The sequence below is a fragment of the Caulobacter segnis genome (assembly GCF_003243465.1).
Lineage (GTDB): Bacteria > Pseudomonadota > Alphaproteobacteria > Caulobacterales > Caulobacteraceae > Caulobacter > Caulobacter segnis_A.
The window spans coordinates 41013-63174 of sequence record NZ_QFQZ01000019.1 but is presented as its reverse complement, the minus strand read 5'-3'; the positions used below and the strand labels follow the sequence as shown (position 1 = coordinate 63174).

The following is a 22162-nucleotide window of genomic DNA, read 5'->3' as shown; positions in this document are numbered from 1 at the left end:
AACCACCGAACACGGCCAGCATCACGAGATTGACGACCAGCCAGCCCAGCCCCAGAGACAGCACCTGCGGGCCGAACATCGGACCAAGCCGCCCTCGCCCGTCCATGGTGCGAGCCGCCGCGCCCATCAGGCCAGACACAGCGCCGGACGCGCCGACCACCGGCGTGGCGGCGTCGGGATGCAGCAGGGCGTAGCCCAGGCCCGCCACGACTCCGCACGCCATATAGAAGAGCGCGAAGACCGCCCCGCCCCGCGCGCCCGTTCCCAGCAACCGGGCGACCGGCGCGCCGAAGGCCACCGCGAAGGCCGCGTTCATCAAGGCATGCAGCCACCCGCCGTGCACGAACATCATCGTGACCACGCCCGTCCAATGGCCCGCCCAGAAATCCCGCGGCACGAGCGCCAGCGACAGGATCGTCGGCTCGTCGGCGTTCATCAGGATGGCGTTGGGCGCGAGGATCGACACCGCCGCCAGCAGGGCCGGCCACGGCGCATTGAAGATCGGTTCGGGACGTTCACGCGCCATTGCTGCTCAACCCTCGGCCAAATGTCGGAATCGCGGCCGCGTCTCTCCTTACCTAGTGGCTCACAGCGCCCCGAGAAAGACACGCGCGCCGGGAGGCGATCAGGCCACGGCCGGGAGGCGACGTCCGAAGGCCCGTGGCGATTTGCCGTTTCCTCGGAGGCGCGCCTGCGATAGGGCCTCGCCTTCGCGATCCTCCCGCTCCATATCCGTGACGACCATGGCCTCTCCGACCCGCGCGCCCGTACTCGCCCTCAAGGATGTCCGTCTCGCCGACGGCGCCAAGCCGCTGTTCGACGGCGTCGACCTGGCGCTGGAGCCGCGCGTGCGCGCCTGCCTCGTCGGCCGCAACGGCGCGGGCAAGTCGACCCTGCTGAAGATCCTCGCCGCCCAGGGCGTCGAGGCCGACAGCGGCGAGCGCTCCGTTCAGCCGGGCGCCAAGATCGTCTATGTCGGCCAGGAGCCGGAGATCACCGGCGAGACCCTGCTGGACTACGCCACGGCCGGCGGCGCCCAGGACTATGAGGCGCAGGCGGCCCTCGCCGATTTCGGCCTCGATCCCAACAAGGCCGCCCAGGGCCTGTCCGGCGGCGAGACCCGCCGCGCGGCGCTGGCCCGCGCCTTCGCCGAGCAGCCCGACGTGCTGCTGCTGGACGAACCGACCAACCACCTCGACATCTTCGCGATCCAGACGCTGGAAGAAGAGCTGGCGGCGTCCAAGTGCGCCGTGCTGATCGTCAGCCACGACCGCGCCTTCCTCAATCGCGTCACCGAGCGCTGCTTCTGGCTGGAGCATCGCAAGATCCGCCGCCTGGACAAGGGCTTCTCGGAATTCGAGGCTTGGGCCGACAGCGTAATGGCGGCCGAGGCGGAAGAGGCGCGGCGGCTGGACAAGGTGCTGGAGCGCGAGAACGCCTGGCTGGCGCGCGGCGTCCAGGGCCGCCGGGCCCGCAACGAAGGCCGCCGTCGCGCGCTGCTGGCCCTGCGCGCCGAGAAGAAGGACCGCCAGAGCGATCAGCGCGGGACCATGACCATGACGGTCGAGTCCGCGAGGATCTCCGGCAAGCGGGTGGTCGAGGCCAAGGGCGTGACCAAGCGCTTTGGCGAACGCACGATCGTCGAGAACTTCTCGACCCGTATCCTGCGCGGCGACCGCGTGGCCCTGGTCGGTCCCAACGGCGCGGGCAAGACGACGCTGGTAAAATTGCTGCTCGGCGAGCTGCCGCTGGACGCCGGCTCGGTGCAGCTGGGGGCCAATCTGGAGGTCTCCTATATCGACCAGGCGCGGATGGCGCTGTCGGACAAGATCACCGTCTGGGACTTCCTGACGCCGGGCGGCGGGGACTCGATCGTCGTGCGCGGTCAGTCCAAGCACGTGGCCGGCTACGCCAAGGAGTTCCTGTTCACCGACGCGCAGCTGCGCCAGCCGGTGACCAGCCTGTCGGGCGGCGAGCGAAATCGCCTGCTGCTGGCGCGGGCCCTGGCCAATCCCACCAACCTGATGGTGCTGGACGAGCCGACCAACGATCTCGACATGGACACGCTGGATCTGCTGGAGGACCTGCTGGCCGATTTCGAGGGCACGCTGATCCTGGTCAGCCACGACCGCGACTTCATCGACCGCCTGGCGACCTCGACCATCGCGCTCGACGGCCGAGGCAAGGTGGTCGAGACGCCCGGCGGCTGGACTGACCTGATGGACCAGAACCCGGGCTTCTTCAGCGCCGTCCGTGCGCCGGCGACCGCCGCCGCGCCCAAGGCCCCATCGGCCCCGCCGCCGCCGCCCAAAAAGAGCGTCAAGCTGTCGTACAAGGACCAGCGTCGCCTGGAAGAGTGCGAGGCCCTGATCGCCAAGAGCCCGGCGCTGATCGCCAAGCTCGAGGAAGCCTTGGCCGATCCGGATCTCTACAGCCGCGACCCGGCGGGGTTCGACAAAACCATGAAGGCGCTGGACAAGGCGCGCGCCGATCTAGAGCAAGCCGAGATGGATTGGCTCGAACTCGAAGAGAAAAAGGAAATCCTGGCGGCCGGCTGATCCTGGTTAATCTGGCGCAAGCTTTTGCGGCCTGTGGGCAAATACCCAATACGACTGCCATCCCTCTTGAACTGCGCATTTTGGCATGCATTGTCGTGCGGCGTTTCTAGATGGGCGCGGCCCGACCCATGGGCTTGGCGTACTTCTGCGGCGTAACGACACACCCCGGGATAAGCCGCAAACTCGGCGTCTCACGGGCGTATTGAAGGACGACGTCGCCATTCTCCCCGAACGGAACGGGCGGACGTCATGCGCCGGTTCCGATGGGACAGACGAGCGCGGAGAAGGGGGTGGAGCGCGTATGCCGCAAGGGCTGGCCCAGCAGGAGCGGAAGCGGCAGGCGATCCTGCTGCAGGGCCTTTCGGCCGCGCTGATCTGCGGCCTCTTCTTTAGTGAGTTCCTGACCCGGACCCAGCTGCAGATCGCCGCTTTCTGGCCCGCCAACGCCCTGCTGACCGCGGGCCTGGCGGTTCTGACCGCCAAACGCGGCCTGATGCTGGTCGGGATGTTCGTCACCTTCCACCTGGCCGCCGATCTGCTGGCCGGCGACAGCATCGGTCGGGCACTGCTTTATACCGCGATCGACCTGCTGGAGGCGCTGGCCGCCTGGCGGGTGTGCGTGCGGCTCTGGGGACGGACGCCGCGGGTGCGGACCATGCGGGCGCTGGCGGTCCTGCCGGCCGTGACCACCCCGATCGCGGCGGTGTCGGCCACACTCTGCGCCGCGGTGTTGTCGTTGGGCTTCGGCGAGCCCCTGTTCAAGACCTGGGTGGACTGGTTCCTGCGGGGCGCGCTGGGCCTAGCGGTCGTCCTGCCAGGGGCCCTGGTGCTCGTCGACGCGCAGCATCGCCGGGCCTATCGCGTATCGCTGCGCGAGCAAGGCGTGCTGCTGTTCGCCGTGGCGGCGATCACCCTGCTGTGCGCCCATCCCCTGTCGGGAGCGCCACCGTTCCTGATCTTCCCGATCGGCCTGTACGCGGCCTACCGCCTGGGCGCGCGAGGCGCGGCCTGGGCGTGCCTGATCGTCGCCCTGATCACCCTGCCGATCGCCATGTCCGGCGCCTCGCCACGCTTCAACGCGATCCTCGGGCCCACGGCGCAAGCGCGCACGATCCAGGTGTTCATCGCCGTACTCTTTTATACATGCATGGCCGCCAGCCTGGTGCTGGCGCAGCAAGACCGGCTGCGGCGGCTGCTGCAGCGGCGCGAGCAGCTGACCCGCGTCGCGCGCGCCCGCGCCTTGGCCGCCACCGAGGCCAAGACCGAGTTCCTGGCCACCATGAGCCACGAGATCCGCACGCCGCTCAATAGCGTGCTCGGCTTCGCCCAACTGCTGGCCAAGCGCGACGATCTTTCGCCGGACGCGCGCAGACAGGTCAACCTGATCGACAGCGCGGGGGCGGCGCTGGTCGCCGTTCTGGACGACATCCTGGATTTCTCGCGCGTCGAGACCGGCCAGATCGAGCTGCAGCCGCAACCGACCTGCGCGGCCGACCTGTTGCGCGAGACGGCCGCGATCATGGCCCCGGAAATCCGCGCCAAGGGGCTGGAGCTCGAGGTGGACATCGCCGACGCGGCCGGAAGGCATCACGCCCTGGACGCGGATCGCCTGCGCCAGATCCTGATCAATCTGCTGAACAACGCCCTGCGCTTCACCGAGCAGGGGCGGATTTCGGCGCGGCTGACGATCGAGCCGGGCGCCGCCGCCGACAGGCTTCGCTTCGAGATCGTCGACACCGGTGTCGGCATCGCCCTGGAAAAGCAGGCCCTTTTGTTCCAGCGCGCCTCGGCCGACATCGCCCTTGGCCGCATGCCCGCGGGCGCGGGGCTTGGCCTGGCCATCTGCCGCGCCCTCGTCGACGCCATGGGCGGCAAGATCGGCGTCGACAGCGTTCCCGGACGCGGCTCGTGCTTCTGGTTCGAACTGTCGGCCGAGCCTGCGGAACAGTCCGCCTCGCCCACGCCGGCGGCGGCGGCGGCGACGCCGGCGGCCGCCGGGCGGATCCTGGTCGTCGACGACCATCCGATCAATCTGGAGATCGCCGCCACGCTGATGAGCATGGCCGGCTATGACGTCGACCAGGCCGCCAGCGCCGCCCAGGCGATCGACCGGGCCCGTAAGACCGCCTACGACCTTATCCTGATGGACATGCACATGCCCGAGATGGACGGGCTGGAGGCCACGCGCGCCATTCGCGCCCTGCCCGCGCCGTTCGGCGCCGCCCCCATCGTCGCCATGAGCGCCGACGCCCTGCCCACCCAGGTCGAGCGTTGCTACGCCGCCGGCATGGTCGACCACATCCCCAAGCCGGTGCAGCGCGAGGCGCTCTACGCCAAGGTCGAGCGCTGGCGCCGCAAGCCCGCGCGCTGACATCGGTCGCCTTGCCGCTTGGAAGTCGGCTGGCTCGCCCCTAACTTGGCCACGAACCGAGGGGAGAGCCGTTCGATGCGCCGTCGCGCCTTTGTCGTCCTGGGGACCGCGCTGGGTCTCGCCGCCCTGACCGCCTGCTCGCCTTCGCCCAGCAAGGACGCCACGTCCGGCGGCGTCACCAAGCTGAAGCTGGCCACCGACTGGCGGGCCGAGGCCGAGCTCGGCGGCTACTACCAAGCGCTGGCCACCGGCGAGTACAAGAAGCGCGGCCTGGACGTCACCCTCATCCAGGGCGGCCCGGCCGTGAACGTGCCGCAGCTCCTAGCCACCGGGGCGGTCGATGTCGGCGTCGGCTCCAACAGCTTCATCGTCATGAACCTGGCCAAGGAGGGCGCGCCGGTGAGGGCCGTCGCCGCCTTCATGCAGAAGGACCCGCAGGTCCTGATCGCCCATCCGGACCAGGGGATCAATTCGATCGCCGACATGAAGGGCCGACCGATCCTGCTGGCCGACGCCTCGATCACCGCCTTCTGGGTCTGGCTGAAGGCCAAGTACGGGTTCGGCGACGACCAGGTGCGCAAGTACAACTATTCCAGCGCACCGTTCCTGGCCGACAAGCGCGTGATCCAGCAGGGCTACGCCACCAGCGAGCCGTACCTCATCGAGAAGGAAGGCAAGATCAAACCGGCGGTGTTCCTGCTCGCCGACAGCGGCTATCCGGCCTACGCCTCCATGGCCCTGGTTCCCGACAGCCTGATCGCCAAGAACCCGGCGGCCGTGAAAGCCTTCGTCGAGGCAACCGCCGCCGGCTGGACATCGTACCTGTACGGCGATCCCAAGCCCGGCGACGCGGCGATCCTGAAGGACAACCCCGAAATGACCCAGGACGTGCTGGATCAGGCGCGCGAGAAGATGCGGTCCTACGGCATCGTCGGCAAGGACGGCGAGATCGGCCAGATGAGCGACGCCCGCTGGGCCGAGTTCTTCAAGGTCGCCTCCGACCAGGGCGTCTATCCGAAGACGATGGACTACAAGCAGGCCTACACCCTCCAGTTCCTGCCCAAGGGCCAATGACCGCTTCCATCGCGAGCCTCTCGCGCGTCGAGGTCGACTACGCCCGAGGCCGCGCCTTGGGGCCCGTCGACCTGACCCTCGCGCCCGGCGAGATCGTCGCCCTGGTCGGCCCATCCGGCTGCGGCAAGTCCACGGCCCTGCGGCTGCTGGCCGGCCTGGAGGCGCCGACGCGTGGGGCGGTGACCCGCGCCGCCGGCAAGGGCGAGACCGCGGTCGTCTTCCAGTCCCCCACCCTGGCCCCTTGGCTGACGGCGCGAGACAATGTCGCCCTGCCACTGGAGCTGGCGGGCGTCGCCAAGACGGAAGCCCTGGCGGCCGCCGACGAGGCGCTGCGTAAGGTGGGCCTTGGCCAGGCGCTCGCTGCACGGCCCGCGCAGCTCTCCGGCGGCATGGCCATGCGCGCCTCGCTGGCCCGCGCGCTCGTCACCCGCCCTCGCCTGCTGCTGCTGGACGAGCCGTTCGCGGCGCTGGACGAGATCACCCGCCGCGCCCTGGCCGACGACGTCCTGGCGCTCGCGGCCGAGCTGTCGCCCGCCGTTGTCTTCGTGACTCATAATGTCGAGGAAGCCGTCTACATGGCCCGTCGCGTGGTGGTGATGACGCCCGGCCCCGGCCGCATCGCCGGAGAGGTCGCCATCGACGGCGCGCTCGTGCGTCCGCCCGGCTTCCGCACGACGGAGGCCTTCCGCGCGGCCGCCGAGGCCGTCTCGACACTGCTGGCTCGCGCCACCGAGGCGGCGACATGAAGCGCTTCCTCGCCCCCCTGATCCTGGTCGCTGGGCTGCTGGGCGGCTGGGAGATCGCCTGCCGGGCCCTGGCGATCCCGCCCTACCTGCTGCCCGCGCCCAGCGCGATCGGCGCGGCGTTCGCGGAATCCGGGCCGCTGCTGCTGAGCTCGGCCTGGGCGACCCTGTCGACGGCCCTGATCGCCCTGGTGATCGCCAGTGTCGTCGCCTGCGCCCTGGCGCTGGCGGTCAGCCTGAACAGCCTTCTGGAGGACGCCCTCCGCCCGATCGCGGTGACCCTGCAGGTCACGCCCCTGGTGGCGATCGCGCCGCTGGTGACCATCTGGGCCGGGATCGAGCATCCGGGCCGCGCGGTGACGGGCCTGGCCGCCGTCGTCGCCTTCTTCCCGATCTTCTCGGGCGCGCTGACGGGCCTGAAGGCGGTCGATCCGGACCTTGGCCGCCTGTTCGACCTCTATGGCGCGACGCCCTGGCAACGCCTGGTCCGCCTTCGCCTGCCCTCGGCCGTGCCGGCCCTGCTGGAGGGGCACAAGGTGGCGGCGGGGCTGGCGGTGATCGGCGCCGTCGTGGCCGAGTTCGTCGCGGGCTCGGGCGGGGCCCAGGGCTTGGCCTGGCGGATCCTGGAGGCCTACAATCGGCTGCAGACCGCGAAGGTCTTCGCCGCTCTGGCGGCCCTGGCCGTGCTGGGCGTGGCCTTCAACGCCGCGATGGAGTTCGCCGAGCGCCGCCTGCTCGCCGTGTGGCGCGGACGTTAGGGCTGGCGCGACCGGCGAGGTCGAAAACCCGCCTTCCTCACGCCTTGCGCGCGCCATGCGGGACAGCCAAGTTGCGGGCTCCATTCCGTCTGCCTTGGATTCTCTATGATCAGCGCTTCGCGCCTGGCCCTCGTCGCCGCCGCCGGCCTCTCGCTCGCCGCCTGCGCCCATGCTCCCAAGCCCGCCTTGCCGACGCTGAAGCGCGAGCCCGCCATCGAGGCGCCCGCCCTGGCCGGCCCGCGCAAGGACGACCTGAAGCCCGGCCAGTGGGCCCAGGCCCTGTCGGACATCGCCCCTGATCCGGCCTGGCGTTTCGGCGTGCTGCCCAACGGCATGCGCTACGCGATCCGCAAGAACGCGACCCCGCCGGCCCAGGCGTCGCTTCGTCTGTGGTTCGACGCCGGCTCGATGATGGAGGCCGACGACCAGCAGGGCCTGGCCCACTTCCTGGAGCACATGGCCTTCAACGGCTCCAAGAACGTGCCCGAAGGCGAGATGATCAAGATCCTGGAGCGACACGGCCTGGCGTTCGGGGCGGACACCAACGCCCAGACCAGTTTCGACGAGACCACCTATCAGCTGGACCTGCCCAAGACCGACGCCGACACCGTCGACACCTCGCTGATGCTGCTGCGCGAGGCCGCCGGCGAGCTGACGATCGCCCCCGACGCGGTCGACCGCGAACGCGGCGTGGTCCTGTCCGAGGAACGCGCCCGCGACACGCCCGGCTACCGCGTCGCCATCAAGACCCTGTCGGCCCAGATGGAAGGCCAGTTGCCGCCCAAGCGCATTCCGATCGGCAAGACGGACATCCTGAAGAACGCCTCGGCCCAGCGCATCCGCGACTTCTACGAGGCCTATTACCGCCCCGAGCGGGCGGTGCTGGTGGCGGTCGGCGATTTCGACGTCGACGCCATGGAGGCCAAGATCAAGGCCAAGTTCGGCGATTGGGTCGGCAAGGGCCAGCCGGGCAAGAACCCCGACGTCGGCCCCGTCGCCAAGCGCGGTCCGACCGCCAAGCTGATCGTCGAGTCCGGCGCGCCGTGGAGCGTCCAGATGACCTGGACCCGCAAGCCCGACGGCTTGGTGGAGACCAAGGCGTTGGACGAGCGCGACATGCTGGAGAACCTGGCCTTCGCCGTGCTGAACCGCCGCCTGCAAGCCGTTGGCCGCTCGGCCGAGCCCCCGTTCATCGCCGGCGGCGCCTTCAAGGGCGACCAGTATGGCGCGGTGCGTGTAACGACTCTCGGCGCCACGGCTCGCCCGGGCCAATGGCAAGACGCGATGCGGGCGCTGGACGCCGAGCAGCGCCGCGCCCTGCAATACGGCGTGCGCCAGGACGAGCTGGACCGCGAAATCGCCAGCCTGCGCGCGGGTCTCGCCGCAGCCGCCGCGGGCGAGGCCACCCAGCGCACGCCGGCCCTGGCCAATCAGCTGGTCGACACCCTGGGCGACGCCGAAGTCGTCACCTCGCCCAGCCAGAACCTCGCCTTCTTCGACGCCATGACCAAGGGCCTGACGGCCGAGCGCGTCAATGCGGTGCTGAAAACGGCCTTCGCCGGTTCCGGCCCGCTCCTGGTCATCGCCGCGCCCAGCAACATCGAGGGCGGCGAACCGGCGATCCTCAAGGCCTATGAGGATCTCAAGGCCCAGCCCGTCACGCCGCCGGCCGCGCCGGGCGTGACCGTCTGGCCCTATTCCAGCTTCGGCCCCGCCGGCAAGGTGGTCGAGCAGAAAGAGGTCAGCGACCTCGACACCGTCTTCGTCCGCTTCGAGAACGGCGTGCGCCTGACGGTCAAGCCGACCAAGTACCGCGACAGTCAGGTCGTGGTGAAGGTGCGTGCCGGCAACGGTCTGCTGGACCTGCCGTCCGACAAGCAGAGCCCGCTATGGTCCGGCTCGGCCTTCGTCGAGGGCGGCCTCAAGCAGATCTCCGCCCAGGACATGGAGCGGGTGCTGACCGGCAAGATCTGGAACGCCCAGCTGGGCGTCGAGGACGACGCCTTCACCCTGAGCGGCCGCACCCGTCCCGAGGACCTGTCGACCGAGCTGCAGGTGCTGGCGGCCTTCGCCACCGAGCCCGGCTGGCGTCCGGAGGCCTTCACCCGCGTCAAGACCAGCTACGGCACCCTTCACGACCAGCTGCAGAGCACCACCGGCGGCGTCCTCGGGCGCGACCTGGGCGGGCTGATGCACGGCGGCGACCAGCGCTGGACCTTCCCCTCGCGCGAGCAGATCGCCGGCGCCTCGCTGGACGACCTGAAGACCGCCGTCGCCAATCCGCTGACCAAGGACGACATCGAGGTGGTGATCGTCGGCGACACGACCGTCGACAAGGCCATCGCCGCGGTGGCCGAGACCTTCGGCGCCCTGCCTCCTCGCGCCGCCGTGCCGGCTTCCGACACCGCGCGCACGGCGCCCTTCCCCGCGCCGTCGGCGACGCCGGTGATCCGCACGCACAAGGGCCGCGCCGACCAGGCCGCCCTGTTCATGGCCTGGCGGACCGACGACCTGTTCTCGAACCTGCAGCGCTCGCGCGACGTCTCGGTGCTGGGCCAGGTTCTGCAGCTGCGCCTCATTGACGAACTGCGGGAGAAGCAGGGCGCGACCTACTCGCCGAACGCCTCCTCGACCGCCAGCGTCGTGTTCAAGAACTGGGGCTATCTCGCCGTCAGCCTGGAGGTCCCGCCCGAAAAGCTGGACGGCGTGGTCGCCTCGATCCGCAAAATCGCCGCCGATCTGCGCGACAAGCCCGTGTCGGCTGACGAACTGGAACGGGCCAAGAAGCCGCGCATCGACCAGATCGAGAAGGCCCGGGTCACTAACGAGTATTGGGTCGGCGCGCTCTCCGGCGCCCAGACCGACCCGCGCCTGTTGGACGCCACCCGCTCGGTGCTCGCGGGCCTGGCCCGAGTCACGCCGGCCGACGTCCAGAAGGCGGCCAAGACCTATCTGGCCGACGACAAGTCCTGGCTACTTCTGGTCAAGCCGGAAGCCGCGGCGAAGTAGGGTTCAAGGCCAAGGGCTCCGTCGCCGGCGGGGCCCTTTTTCTTGCGGCGTCATGCTGGAAGCCCGTTTTGCGCCAAAACGGCACAGCCCAGCTGCTGGCGCGGTTCCTCCAGCAAGGTCCGTGCGGCCCAAACCCGCCGCGCAGGAGCCCGCCAGGGAACAAGGATGTTCCATCCCAGCACGGAACGACTGATCGCCTACTGGCGCGAGCGTCGCGGCGACGCCGCCTTGCCGCGCCGCACCGACATCGATCCGGGCGACTTCCTGGAGCTGCTGCCGCAGGTCTTCGTCCTGGGCCGCGACGGAGGTCGGCTGCCGTTCCGCCTGGCCGGCGGCTTCGTCAGCGACCTCCACGCCCGCGACCTGCGCGGCCAGGACGCCCTATCGCTATGGGCCCTGGCCCATCGCCTGGAGCTGAAAAGCGCGCTCGAGGTCGCGCGTAAGCGCCGCACGCCCGTGGTCGTCCTCGCCGACATCCGGGCGTTGGGCGTTCCCTCCGTGGGCATGGAAGTGCTGTTCGCCCCGCTGCAAGGCGCCAGCGGCGAGACCGACCGGTTCCTCGGCCTCTACCAGCCGATCGGCGCGACGGCCCGCCTGATGGGCCGCCCCGCCTTCGAGCTGGGCCTGCGCGAGGTCCGGCCGCTGGGCGAGGGCAACCGCGACCTGCCCCGCCTGCGCCTAGCGACGCTCGACGGCCGCCGGATCGCTTAAGCCGCCACCGCCGTCTCGTCGCCGTAGACGGGGACGTCCAAGGGCGCGAGCGTCGCCTTGCCCCGGATCAGGTCCGAGGCCCGCTCCGCGATCATGATCGTGGGCGCGTTGGTGTTGCCGCCGATCAGGTTGGGCATGACCGAGGCGTCGATCACCCGGAGACCCGAAAGGCCCTGCACGCGCAGCTGATCGTCGACCACCGCCAGCGGATCGCCGGCTACGCCCATGCGGCAGGTGCCGACCGGGTGATAAATGGTCTCGGCCTTGGCGCGGATCCAGGCGTCGAGCTCGGCGTCGGAGCGGACATCCGCGCCAGGGGCGTACTCCGCGTCGCGATAGGGATCGAAGGCGGCCTGGGCCACCGTCTCGCGGGCGATGCGGACGCCCTCGCGGATGGCGCGGCGGTCCTCGTCGGTCGAGAGATAGTTGGCCAGGATGGTCGGATCATCGAACGGATCGGCCGAGCGCAGCCCCACGTGGCCCCGGCTCTCCGGGCGAAGCTGGCAGACGTGCAGCGTGAAGCCGTCCTTCTCGACCACGACCTTGCCGTGGTCCTGCATGATGGCCAGCACGCCGTGGATCTGCAGGTCGGGCCGGTCGAGGTCGGGACGCGACTTCAGGAACGCGCCGCTCTCCAGGAACTGCTGGCGCCCCAGCCCCTTGCCGAACAGCATGTAGTTGAGCCCCACGCCCAGCTTGTTCAGGCCCTTGTTGGCCGAATAGGCGGTCTTCAGGTTCTTGGCGGTCCAAGACACGCAAACATCCAGGTGGTCCTGCAGGTTGGCGCCGACGCCCTTGGACTCGTGGACGACGTCGATGCCTTGCGCCTTCAGCTCATCGGCCGCACCGACGCCCGACAGCTGCAGGATGTGCGGCGACTGCACCGCGCCGGCGCTCAGCAGCACCTCGGCGTCGGCATAGGCGGTCTTGCGCTCGCCGCCCTTGCCGACGACATATTCGACGCCGACGGCGCGGCGCTTCTCGATCAGGATCCGCGTGGTGCGCGCCTCGGTCACGCAGGTCAGGTTCGGACGCGACAGGGCCTGGCTGAGATAGGCCATGGCCGCGCTCCAGCGCTTGCCGTCGCGGATCGTCAGGTCGTAGGGGCCGAAGCCCTCCTGCTGGAAGCCGTTGAAGTCCTTGGTGGTCTTGTAGCCGGCCTGGCGTCCGCCCTCGATCAGCGCGGTGTAGAACGGGCTGTCGGACTCGCCCTTCGACACGTGCAGCGGGCCCTTGTCGCCGTGATAGGCGTCCCCGCCGCCGTGGTGGGTCTCCGAGCGCTTGAAGTACGGCAGCACCTCGGCATAGGACCAGCCGGTCAGGCCCATCTGCCGCCACTGGTCGTAGTCGCGCGCGTGGCCCCGGATATAGATCATGCCGTTGATCGCCGAGGAGCCGCCCAGGCCCTTGCCGCGCGGCCACCAGAGCTTGCGATTGTCCAGATGGGGCTCGGCCTCGGTCCAGAAGCCCCAGTTCTGCTCGCCCTTGGCCTTGATCAGCTCGCCGACCCCGGCCGGCATCTTCACCAGCACCGAGGTGTTCTTGCCGCCGGCCTCCAGCAGCAGGACCTTGATGTTGGGGTCTTCGGTCAGGCGCGCGGCGAGCACGCAGCCGGCCGATCCGGCGCCGATGACGACGTAATCATAGCGTTCGCTGGCCATGGCCCGGACGCCCTCCCTGGAAGGTTATCGTTGTTCAGGCGAGAGTGATCCGGCTTTGGTCGCCGCGCAAGCCATGCCGCGACGTAAGGTCGCAACCCGGAAAACGCGAGTCCCACATTTTAACTCTACCCGGAACCTGATATATACAATCCATGGATGAACGGAGCGCAGTACAGCGCACCGTCCTGCCTTGCGGAAGACGCCTCCAGCAGGGTGGGTCCTTCCCGCGTTGGCCCTTCCCACGCGGGAAGCGGGAGCGCCGCCTTGCGATCCCCCAAGCAGCAGGCGGCGCTCCCTACGGCGTATTGCTTTTCGCGGATGAAAGCACTCCTTGGCGGCTGATGGCCTAAAAGCTCTCGTCATCCCGGAAGCCTCGCAGAGGCTATCCGGGACCCAGGGGGTGAAAGAGCGCCGAGCGAGTCGCCCATGGGTCCCGGCTCTCCGCGCTACGCGCTGCGGCCGGGATGACGATGAAATTGATCTCGTCAGATGGGGGCCCCTACACCTCGACCAGCCTCAACTCCCGCGCGTAGCGCTTCCAGTTCTCGACATAGTGCAGCGCCGAGGCCTGCAGGATCATCGCGTGCTGTTCGCCGATCTCGCGCACCACCTTGCCGGGCGCGCCGACCACCATCGAGTTGTCGGGAATCTCCTTGCCCTCGGTGATCAGGGCGCCGGCGCCGATCAGGCAGTTCTTCCCGATCTTGGCGCCGTTCAGCACGATTGCCCCAATACCGATCAGCGAGCCGTCGCCGATCGTGCAGCCGTGCAGCATCACCATGTGACCGATGGTCACGTTGGCCCCGATGGTCAGCGGCGAGCCAAGATCAGTGTGAAGCACCGAACCGTCCTGGATATTGCTGTTCTCGCCAATTCTGATCGGATCGTTGTCCCCGCGCGCCACCGCGCCCCACCAGATACTGGCGTTTTTCTCAAGTATGACGTTCCCCATCACGCTGGCCGTGGGCGCGATCCAGTATTCATCCTCGGCGGGAAGAGCCGGCTTTAGCGCCCCAAGGGAATATACATTCATCCGTACGCCTCGTTTCTTGCCCACGATTTCGCGGTTAACGACCCGGAAACCATCTTACCGCCATTGTAGTCTCGCGATTCGAGAGGGAACATCCTCTCGCGGGGATCATTCTCTGATCGCGACGGGCCGGGGCGGCGACGCCCCTGCTCGCCCGCTGACGAAGACGAGGTGTCGCACTTGGCGTTTCGGCGTACAGCACCGTCCCCCACTCATGGGGAGAGCTCCTCCGAGCCGCCCGGCCGCGCATGCGGCTTCGTTTCAATCCAGCTCACCGCCAAGGACGACGCCTTACGGCCTCGTCCTTTTTTCATGCCCGAATGGAGGCTTTGATGACCAAGCGAGCCCTGAAGCGGATGGCGCGCGAAGGCGCGTACGAGACCGGCCAATATGACGACGCCAAGGTGCGCCGCCTGCCTGTCGATCACCGCGGCGGCTGGTCGCCTCTGCCCGATGAGGGAGGCGCGAGGGGGGATAGTCGGGACCAGAGCTATCTAAAAACCATAAAACCCAAATCGCCTGGCCAGGCTCAGTTGATGGAAGCCATCGACGAGAAGAACCTGGTGATGGCCCTGGGCCCGGCCGGCACCGGCAAGACCTACATCGCCATCTCCAAGGCCGTGGAGGCGCTCGAGGCCGGCCGCGTCAGCCGCATCGTGCTCTCGCGTCCCGCCGTCGAGGCCGGCGAGTCGATCGGCTATCTGCCCGGCGACATGGAGGACAAGCTGGCCCCCTATCTGCGCCCACTCTACGACGCCCTGACCGATCGACTGTCGGTCAAGCGCATGCGGGCGCTGATGGCGGAAGGCGCGATCGAGATCGCGCCGGTCGGCTTCATGCGCGGCCGCACGCTGAACAACGCCTTCGTGGTCATCGACGAGGCCCAGAACTGCACCTACATGCAGCTGAAGATGCTGCTGACCCGCCTGGGCTGGCACTCGACCATGGTCGTGACGGGCGACCCGAACCAGTCGGACCTGCTGCCGGGCATCTCGGGCCTGGCGGACGTCGCCGCCCGGTTCGAGGCGGTCTCCAACATCGCCGTCGTCCGCCTGGCCGATCGCGACATCGTTCGTCACCCCCTCGTCGCGGAGATGCTCGGCGTCCTGTAAGTTTGTAACAACGGTTTGAACTGAAGGCTTGAGTTTTGGGCGGTCGGACGTGCAAGGTCCGGCCGCCTTTTGACTTTCCTGGACATGTTCATGGCCGACTCGACCGCGCCGCGCACGGAATTGACCCTCCGAGGGATCCTCCTCGGCATCGCCATCACCCTCGTCTTCACCGCCGCGCAAGTCTATCTGGGCCTGAAGGTCGGCCTGACCTTCGCCACCTCGATCCCCGCCGCCGTCATCTCGATGGCCCTGCTGCGGGCGTTCAAGACCTCGACCATCCAGGAAAACAACATCGTCCAGACGATCGCCTCGGCGGCGGGCACGCTGTCGTCGGTGATCTTCGTCCTGCCGGGCCTGCTGATGATCGGCTGGTGGGCCAATGTCCCGTTCCTGCCCACCTTCGGCGCCTGCGCGGTCGGCGGCATCCTGGGCGTGATGTACACCATCCCGCTGCGCCGGGCCCTGGTGACCAATTCCAACCTCCCCTACCCCGAAGGCGTCGCCGCCGCCGAGGTGCTGAAGGTCGGCACCGGTTCGCGCGAGGGCGCGGCCGAGGGCAAGGCGGGCCTGGTCGGCGTCAGCCTGGGCGCGATCGCCTCGGCCCTGTTCGGCGCCCTGGGCGCGGCGAAGCTGTTCGCCGCCGAGGTCGCCGGCTATTTCAAGTTCAAGGCCGGCGCGGGCGCCACGGGCCTGGGCGCTTCAAGCTCGCTGGCCTTGATGGGCGCGGGCCACCTGATGGGCATCACCGTCGGCGTCGCCATGTTCGCCGGCCTGTTCATCGCCTGGGCGATCCTGGTCCCCATTCTCACCGTCGCCACGCCGATGCCGGACGCCGACGCCGCCACCCACGCCCTGACGGTCTGGAAGACCCAGGTGCGATTCCTGGGCGCGGGCGTCATCGGCGCCGCCGCCATCTGGACCCTGGCCAAGCTGGTCAGCCCGATCGTGGCCGGCCTGAAGTCCGCCCTCGAAGCCGCCAAGGCTCGCAAGAGCGGCGCCGGCGACATTCCGCGCGTCGAGCAGGACATCCCGATCGGCATCGTCGGCTTGGTTTCGCTGCTGCTGCTGGCGCCCGCCGGCTGGTTCCTGGCCCACTTCCTGGCCGGCGGCCCGATCACCAGCCTGGCCGCGCCTCTGGTCGCCATCGGCATCGGCTACCTGATCTTCGCGGGCCTACTGGCCGCCGCCGTCTGCGGCTACATGGCCGGCCTGATCGGCTCGTCCAACAGCCCCGTCTCCGGCATCGCCATCCTGACCGTGCTGGGCGCCTCGCTGATGGTCGGCGTGGTCGGCCGCGGCCTCGTGGGCCCTGACGTCACCAAGGCCCTCGTCGCCTTCGCCCTCTATGTCACCACCTGCGTCCTGGCCGTGGCCGTGGTCGCCAACGACAACCTGCAGGACCTCAAGACTGGCCAGCTGGTCGACGCCACACCGTGGAAGCAGCAGGTCGGCCTGGTCATCGGCGTGCTGTCGGGCGCCGTGGTCATCCCGTTCGTGCTGGAGCTGCTCAACCGCTCGAACGGCTTCGCGGGCGCGCCGAACCTGCAGGCGATTTCGGACCAGCCGCTGGCCGCGCCGCAAGCCACCCTGATCTCGACCCTGGCCAAGGGCGTGCTGGGCGGCGACCTCGACTGGGGCCTGCTGGGCGTCGGCGCCCTGATCGGCTTGGCTTTGGTGGCCGTCGACACGATCCTGCGCAAGACCAGCAAGGACCGCTACAGCCTTCCGCCGCTGGGCGTTGGCCTGGCGATCTACCTGCCCAGCACCGTCACGGCCCCGGTCGTGGTCGGCGCCGTCGCCGGCTGGCTGTTCGAGAAGATCGTCGCCAAGGACCGCGCCGCCGAGCCGGCCAAGCGCCTGGGCGTGCTGATCGCCTCGGGCTTCATCGTCGGCGAGAGCCTGTTCAACGTCGCCCTGGCGCTGATGATCGTGACCAGCGGCAAGGGCGAGCCCCTGGCCGTCCCGTTCGCCCCGCCCGAGCACGTCGGCATGATCCTGTCGCTGATCGCCGCGGCGGTCGTCGTGGTCGGCCTCTACCGCTGGGCCCGCAAGGCCGGCGCGAAGGCGCTGGAGGCGTAGGGGCGATTGTGATCGCCTCCGTCCCAGAGCCCACAACTGGTGTCATCCCGGAAGCCTCGCAGAGGCTATCCGGGACCTAGGGGGTGAACGAGCGCCGTATGCGCAGCCCCTGGCTCCCGGCTCTACGCTACGCTTCGGCCGGGATGACAGGATTTGTCGGCAGGCCTTGTCAGAGGGCCCTCACCACCGTGAACACCACCTCGCGCCGACCGCGATAGCCCAAGGACTCATACAGCCCGATCGCCGTGGCGTTGTCGGCGTAGCTGTGCAGGAAGGCCTTGTCGCCGCGCGCCAGGATCCCGGCCGTCACCTCGCGCAGCAGCCGCGCCGCGTAGCCTTTTCCGCGATGGTGGGGATGGACGCAGACGCCGCTGGCCTCGGTATAGCCATCGGGACGCATCCGCTCGCCGGCCATGGCGACCAGTTGTCCCTCCACCCGCACGCCGATGAAGGCGCCGAGCTGATGGGTGCGCGCGAAGAACGGCCCGGGCTTGGTCAGGGTCGCCAGGGCCAGCATCTCGGCCGCGTCGGCGTCGCCAAGCGGCAGCATCTCGAACGGAACGTCCCAGGCGGGCGCGACCGTCTCGGCGACCATCTGCAGGCAGACGGCGCTGGAGACGACCTCGGATCCGGGGATCGGCGGCGGCGCGGCGAGTTCGACGAAGCCGACGGGCCCCATCTCGCGCACGAGTTCGCCCACGGCCGCGAGGGCTTCAGGGCTTTCATCAGGAATGGCGGCGAAGAGCCCGTACTCGGGCCGCATCCGGATCGCGGGGCCGTGTCGGACGGCGACATCCGCCTGGCGTCCGTTCAGCGTGGCCCAGGCCGGGCGATCTAGGATGTGAGCGGTCATGTCCCTATTGAACAGGGACGGCGGACGGGGATCAACGCGTCGGCGCGCCCCCGTCCGGTCACAGGCAGCCCGAAGGCTGGAAGGATTAGTCCAGGTCTTCGGCCAGGATGGCCATCTCGAACATGAACGAGCCGTCCTCGTCCTCGTCCTGGAAGATGACGCCGATGAACTCGCCGGCGACCTCGACCTCGGCCGAGTCCTTTTGCTTCGGGCGCGGCTTCAGCTGGATATGCGGGTTCCCGAAGGTGCGCTTCAGGTGCTTTTCGATCTTGGCGATGGTGTTGGCGTCCACGGGGGATCCTTGTCTTCAGCTACAGCGCCCGGGGCGCGCTTCTCGACGCGAAACTAGCGTCCGCCGCGCGGCTGGCAAGCGCTTCCGGCGGAAGAGGTGTGGACGCTCCTTCGGCGACCAGCCAATCACGGAACAAGGCGGCTTGCGGCGTGCACCCGTCCGGCGGCGTCACGGCCACGATCCGAGCCTTTCCGAACGCAAAGCCCAGCGGCGCGACCAGGCGTCCGCTGGCGAGGTCGCGCTGCGCAAAGGCCCACGGCGCGACGGCCACGCCAAGCCCGGCGGCGGCGGCTTCCAGCATATAGAAGAAGTGATCGAACTCCTGCTCGCGCACCGCCGGCGGGAGCGTCTCCACGCCTATGTCGCGGATCCAGTCGCTCCAGCTCTGAGGATAGGTTCGCGTCAGCAGTCGCGGCATGTCCAAGAGGCTGTCCAGCGTCATGGGGCCGGAGGCCGCCAGCTCCGGCGACAGAACCGGACCATGGAAGTGATCCATGAACGGCGTGGCGATGGAGTCATAGGTCACCGGATCCTCCGGCCTGCGCATCCGGACGGCCAGATCGATTCCGTCGGCCTTGAAATCGAATGGCCCGTTCGACTCCGCCACCCGCACCGGAATGTGCGGATGCGCCGCCTGGAAGCGCGGCAGGCGCGGGATCAGCCACTTCATGGCGAAGGTCGGCAGGCAGGACACCACCAGCGGCCTTGGTCCAGCCTCCGCCGGACGCGGCGTGGCGGCCTCGATCTGGTCGAAGGCCGGTGACAGGGCCTGGGCGAGCTTGAGCCCCGCCTCGGTCATGCGCAGACGCGTGCGCGGCCCCTCGGTCAAGGCGACGCCGAGGTGTTCTTCCAACTGCCGGATCTGGCGGCTGACCGCGCCGTGGGTCACGCACAGCTCGTCTGCGGCCAGCGTCATGCGTCCATGCCGCCCGAACGCCTCGAAGGCGCGCAGGGCGTTCAGCGGCGGCAGGGTGCGGCGAGCCATGTGAAGAAACCTCACAGAAGGCTGACGGATAAGTCGTTATCCGCCGACGCGCAATCACGGGATAAGACGGACATGCCCGACACCGCTTCGCCCCGCATCACCCTGCCCCAGGTCCTGGCGCTGCTGGTCATCTGGACGGCGGCGATCTTTGGCCTGATCAAACCTGCGGACCGCGACGCGCGGGCGCTGGCCGCCAAGGTGCCGCCGACGGTGTCTTGCGCCAAGGCGTTGCGGGCAGGACGACCCCAGATAGGGTAGAGCCCCGGCGGCGTCTCGCGCGGCCGGGGCTCAGGTCCGCCCACTAGGTCGGGGGGGCGTAGGGGGGCGGACACGAGATAAACGCCGTCCCCCGAACGCGGTTCCGCGTCATCGCGTGGAAGGGGTCAGTTTGATCTCGAAAAGTTTCGGCCACAGCTTGCCGGTGACGAACAGGCGATCGGCGGCCGCGTCATAGGCGATGCCGTTCAGGACGTCGTCGCGCTGGCCGGTGACGCCGGCTTCCTTCAGAAGGCCGCCCAGCTCCACCCAGCCCAGCACCTTGCCGGTCTTGACGTCGATGCGGGCGATGCGGGTCGTCTGCCAGACATTGGCCAGCAGCTCGCCCTTCACCCATTCCAGCTCGTTGAGATTGCGCACCGGGACGCCGTCGTCGGTGACCTCGACCCGTCCGGTTTCCTTCAGGGTGTCGGGATCCAGGAAGCGGATGAACGCGGTGCCGTCGCTCATGATCAGCCGCTTGTCGTCGCGGGTCAGGGCCCAGCCCTCGCCGGGGTAGCTGAACTCGCCGAGCTTCTCGAAGCTGTCGATGTCGTAGATGAAGCCGATCTGGTTGGTCCAGGTCAGCTCGTACAGCCGGTTCTTCCAGTCGACGATGCCCTCGCCGAAATAGCGGCTGTCGATCAGCCGCTCCTGCTCGACCGCGCCGGTCTCGAGGTTCCACTTGCGGATGAACGACCGGCCGGCGAGGCCCGTGCTCTCGAAGATGAAGCCGTCGCGATAGAACAGCCCCTCGGTGAAGGCGGCGGTGTCATGCGGATAGCTGCGCACCACCGTGTAGCCGCCGACCGGGGCGGGCGCGGCGGAAACGGCGGAGCCTAGGGCCAGGACGGCGGACAGCAGCAGGCCGCACAGGCTGAGACGCTTGGACCTCAACGGACGGGACTCAGATCACGTAATCGCCGGCGGCGTAGACCGTCTCGGCCAGGGTGTGGTCCATGGTCTTGGCCGGCTCTTCGCAGGTCGGGCAGTTGACCAGGCGCGCGGGCACGCCGGCGGCGGTGCAATGGGCCGGAACCGGGCGCAGCACCACCGAGCCCGAGGCGATCTTGGCGTAGTCTCCGACGGTGATGTTGCCCAGCACCTTGGCGCCGGCGCCAAGCAGGACGCCCTTGCCGATCTTGGGGTGGCGGTCGCCGCGCTCGGCGCCCGTGCCGCCCAGCGTCACGCCGTGCAGCATGGAGACATCGTCGCCGACCACAGCCGTCTCGCCGATGACGATGCCGGTGCCGTGGTCGATGAACACGCCCTTGCCGATCCTGGCGGCCGGGTTGATGTCGACCTGGAAGACCTCGCTGGCCCGGCTTTGCAGGTAGAAGGCCAGGGTCTCGCGGCCCTCGTTCCACAGCCAGTGCGACACGCGGTGGGTCTGCAGGGCCATGAAGCCCTTGAAGAACAGGAACGGCTGGACATAGCCCTTGCAGGCCGGGTCGCGCTCGAACACCGCCTTCAGGTCGGCCTCGGCCGCCTCGACGATCGCGGGATCGCTCTTGAAGGCGTCGGCGGCGAACTCGCGCGCCGTCATCGCCCGCATCTCCTGGTCGCCCAGCTTTCGCGCCAGCTGGAAGCTGAGAGCGTCGGCCAGGTTGTCGTGGCTCAGGATCACCGCGTTGAGCAGCGAGGCCAGCGCCGGCTCGGCCTTGGCGGCGTGTTCGGCCTGGTTACGCAGGGCGACCCAGACGGGGGTTTCCGTCTCGGGGGTCACCACTTCCAAGTGCTTGGCCATCGGGCTCTCCCTCCCCAGCAGGCTGGGCGCGTGGCGCATCTATAGACCAGATGCGTCACAAACACCGAACGGATGTTCAAGTTTATCCGATCGGACGCGCCCCGCTCAGATCAGGGCAAAAGCGCTGGCGTCAAGGTCTCGATGAAGAAAGACACGAGATCGCCCGTCCGTTCCAACGGGTTCAGCCCTTCGTTTCCGCCCGCCAGCATGGCCGAAAGCGTGCTGCTGGCCTCCGCGTCCGGCCCCGCCGGCACCACGTCGGAGATCACGCCGCACTGGATCGCCCGCATCCGGCGCGCCGAGGAATTGATCTGGGCGGCCGCGTACAGGTGGGCGCAGTCCAGGTTGACGACCTCGCAGCCCTCCAGCCGGTAATAGTCCAGGGTCGGGGCGTACTCGCGATAGATCGCATCGCCGGTGGCGACGCGGACCGGATGCAACGGGGCCTGACCCGGCCACAGCTCAAGCGCGGCGTCGATCAGGGCCTGGTCGGCGCGCAGGATGCGGGCGCCCGTGTAGTGCGGGGTCGTGCCGTCGGCCGCCAGGGTGTCCTCCGCCAGGTAGAAGTCCCCCATGCCGAGGTCGCCGGTCCCCAGTCCCCCGGCCAGGCCGTAGGCCAAAACGAGCTCGAACCCGTAATAGGCGAGCTCCTCGGCCGTCGAGCTGGACACCGGTCCGCCATAGACGTGGGCCAGCGACAGGAACTGTCGCCCGCCGTGGCGGAGCAGTCGGACGCTGTCGGGCGAGACGTGGATGAAATGCTGGCCCTCGACGCGCTGGGGGTCGTAGCGGTCCAGGGCCGAGGGCGGCGGGCAGTAGCCGACCAGGGCGACCTTCACGTCGCCGAAGATGTGGGGCGGAAACCGGCGGCCGACCAGGCTCTGGGGCGTGAGGTGGGGCGATTGCGTCATGACTGTGCTCGAC

The 22162-nt window shown here is 69.0% G+C and carries 19 protein-coding genes; 10 read left to right on the top strand and 9 right to left on the bottom strand.

Annotation, left to right across the window (positions count from 1 at the left end):
- The coding region (locus DI526_RS08560) for a rhomboid family intramembrane serine protease (RefSeq protein ID WP_304276528.1) at positions 1–526 on the bottom strand (526 nt) is incomplete at its 3' end.
- Positions 527–743: 217 nt separating this feature from the next.
- Here DI526_RS08560 and DI526_RS08555 point away from each other — a divergent pair.
- The 7 genes from DI526_RS08555 (at position 744) to DI526_RS08525 (ending at position 11224) form a co-directional block, all read left to right on the top strand.
- A complete protein-coding gene (locus tag DI526_RS08555; protein WP_304276526.1) occupies positions 744–2558 on the top strand; it encodes an ABC-F family ATP-binding cassette domain-containing protein in 1815 nt (604 codons plus the stop codon).
- Positions 2559–2859: 301 nt separating this feature from the next.
- On the top strand, positions 2860–4929 hold the full coding sequence (locus DI526_RS08550; protein ID WP_304276524.1) for an MASE1 domain-containing protein: 2070 nt from the start codon (positions 2860–2862) through the stop codon (positions 4927–4929).
- 75 nt (positions 4930–5004) lie between these two features.
- Positions 5005–6003: an ABC transporter substrate-binding protein gene (locus DI526_RS08545; RefSeq protein WP_304276522.1), complete on the top strand. Its 999-nt coding sequence runs from the start codon at positions 5005–5007 to the stop codon at positions 6001–6003.
- Positions 6000–6749: an ABC transporter ATP-binding protein gene (locus tag DI526_RS08540; RefSeq protein ID WP_304276520.1), complete on the top strand. Its 750-nt coding sequence runs from the start codon at positions 6000–6002 to the stop codon at positions 6747–6749. Before DI526_RS08545 ends, DI526_RS08540 begins: the two co-directional genes overlap by 4 nt.
- Positions 6746–7504: an ABC transporter permease gene (locus tag DI526_RS08535; RefSeq protein WP_304276518.1), complete on the top strand. Its 759-nt coding sequence runs from the start codon at positions 6746–6748 to the stop codon at positions 7502–7504. The genes DI526_RS08540 and DI526_RS08535 overlap by 4 nt, the downstream gene beginning before the upstream one ends.
- A 105-nt stretch (positions 7505–7609) precedes the next feature.
- Positions 7610–10513 (top strand): pitrilysin family protein, encoded by a 2904-nt coding sequence (locus tag DI526_RS08530; protein ID WP_304276517.1) that lies wholly within the window; start codon positions 7610–7612, stop codon positions 10511–10513.
- A 165-nt stretch (positions 10514–10678) separates the two neighbouring features.
- A complete protein-coding gene (locus DI526_RS08525; RefSeq protein WP_304276515.1) occupies positions 10679–11224 on the top strand; it encodes a PAS domain-containing protein in 546 nt (181 codons plus the stop codon).
- Here the strand turns inward: DI526_RS08525 and DI526_RS08520 are convergent.
- Together DI526_RS08520 and DI526_RS08515 are read right to left on the bottom strand one after the other, a co-directional pair.
- On the bottom strand, positions 11221–12885 hold the full coding sequence (locus tag DI526_RS08520) for a choline dehydrogenase (protein ID WP_304276513.1): 1665 nt from the start codon (positions 12883–12885) through the stop codon (positions 11221–11223). The two genes, DI526_RS08525 and DI526_RS08520, sit on opposite strands and share 4 nt — an antisense overlap.
- Positions 12886–13384: 499 nt before the next feature.
- Positions 13385–13918 carry a gamma carbonic anhydrase family protein gene (locus DI526_RS08515; RefSeq protein ID WP_304276511.1) on the bottom strand — a complete coding sequence of 178 codons (534 nt, stop codon included), beginning with the start codon at positions 13916–13918 and terminating at the stop codon, positions 13385–13387.
- A 317-nt stretch (positions 13919–14235) separates the two neighbouring features.
- Between DI526_RS08515 and DI526_RS08510 the strand changes: the two genes are divergently transcribed.
- Positions 14236–15027, top strand: coding sequence for a PhoH family protein (locus tag DI526_RS08510; RefSeq protein WP_304276509.1), 792 nt, complete (start codon positions 14236–14238; stop codon positions 15025–15027).
- A gap of 84 nt (positions 15028–15111) precedes the next feature.
- A complete protein-coding gene (locus tag DI526_RS08505) occupies positions 15112–17106 on the top strand; it encodes an OPT family oligopeptide transporter (protein WP_304276507.1) in 1995 nt (664 codons plus the stop codon).
- Between the two features lie 169 nt (positions 17107–17275).
- Here the strand turns inward: DI526_RS08505 and DI526_RS08500 are convergent, their stop codons facing one another.
- The 3 genes from DI526_RS08500 to DI526_RS08490 all read right to left on the bottom strand — a co-directional run bounded on the left by DI526_RS08500 (position 17276) and on the right by DI526_RS08490 (position 19236).
- Complete coding sequence (locus tag DI526_RS08500) at positions 17276–17959, bottom strand: GNAT family N-acetyltransferase (protein WP_304276506.1); 684 nt, start codon at positions 17957–17959, stop codon at positions 17276–17278.
- Between the two features lie 85 nt (positions 17960–18044).
- Positions 18045–18251 (bottom strand): DUF3126 family protein, encoded by a 207-nt coding sequence (locus DI526_RS08495; RefSeq protein WP_013078225.1) that lies wholly within the window; start codon positions 18249–18251, stop codon positions 18045–18047.
- Between the two features lie 19 nt (positions 18252–18270).
- Complete coding sequence (locus tag DI526_RS08490; RefSeq protein WP_304276501.1) at positions 18271–19236, bottom strand: LysR substrate-binding domain-containing protein; 966 nt, start codon at positions 19234–19236, stop codon at positions 18271–18273.
- 72 nt (positions 19237–19308) lie between these two features.
- On the opposite strand from DI526_RS08490, the gene DI526_RS08485 reads away from it, so the two are divergent.
- Complete coding sequence (locus DI526_RS08485; protein WP_304276500.1) at positions 19309–19494, top strand: hypothetical protein; 186 nt, start codon at positions 19309–19311, stop codon at positions 19492–19494.
- Positions 19495–19602: 108 nt separating this feature from the next.
- On the opposite strand, the gene DI526_RS08480 is transcribed toward DI526_RS08485, so the two are convergent.
- From DI526_RS08480 to DI526_RS08470, 3 genes are all read right to left on the bottom strand, one after another.
- On the bottom strand, positions 19603–20388 hold the full coding sequence (locus DI526_RS08480) for a glutaminyl-peptide cyclotransferase (protein ID WP_304276498.1): 786 nt from the start codon (positions 20386–20388) through the stop codon (positions 19603–19605).
- Between the two features lie 10 nt (positions 20389–20398).
- Positions 20399–21238, bottom strand: a complete 840-nt coding sequence (cysE, locus tag DI526_RS08475) for a serine O-acetyltransferase (RefSeq protein WP_304276497.1) — start codon at positions 21236–21238, stop codon at positions 20399–20401.
- A 110-nt stretch (positions 21239–21348) separates the two neighbouring features.
- Complete coding sequence (locus tag DI526_RS08470; protein ID WP_304276495.1) at positions 21349–22149, bottom strand: hypothetical protein; 801 nt, start codon at positions 22147–22149, stop codon at positions 21349–21351.
- Positions 22150–22162: the final 13 nt, after the last annotated feature.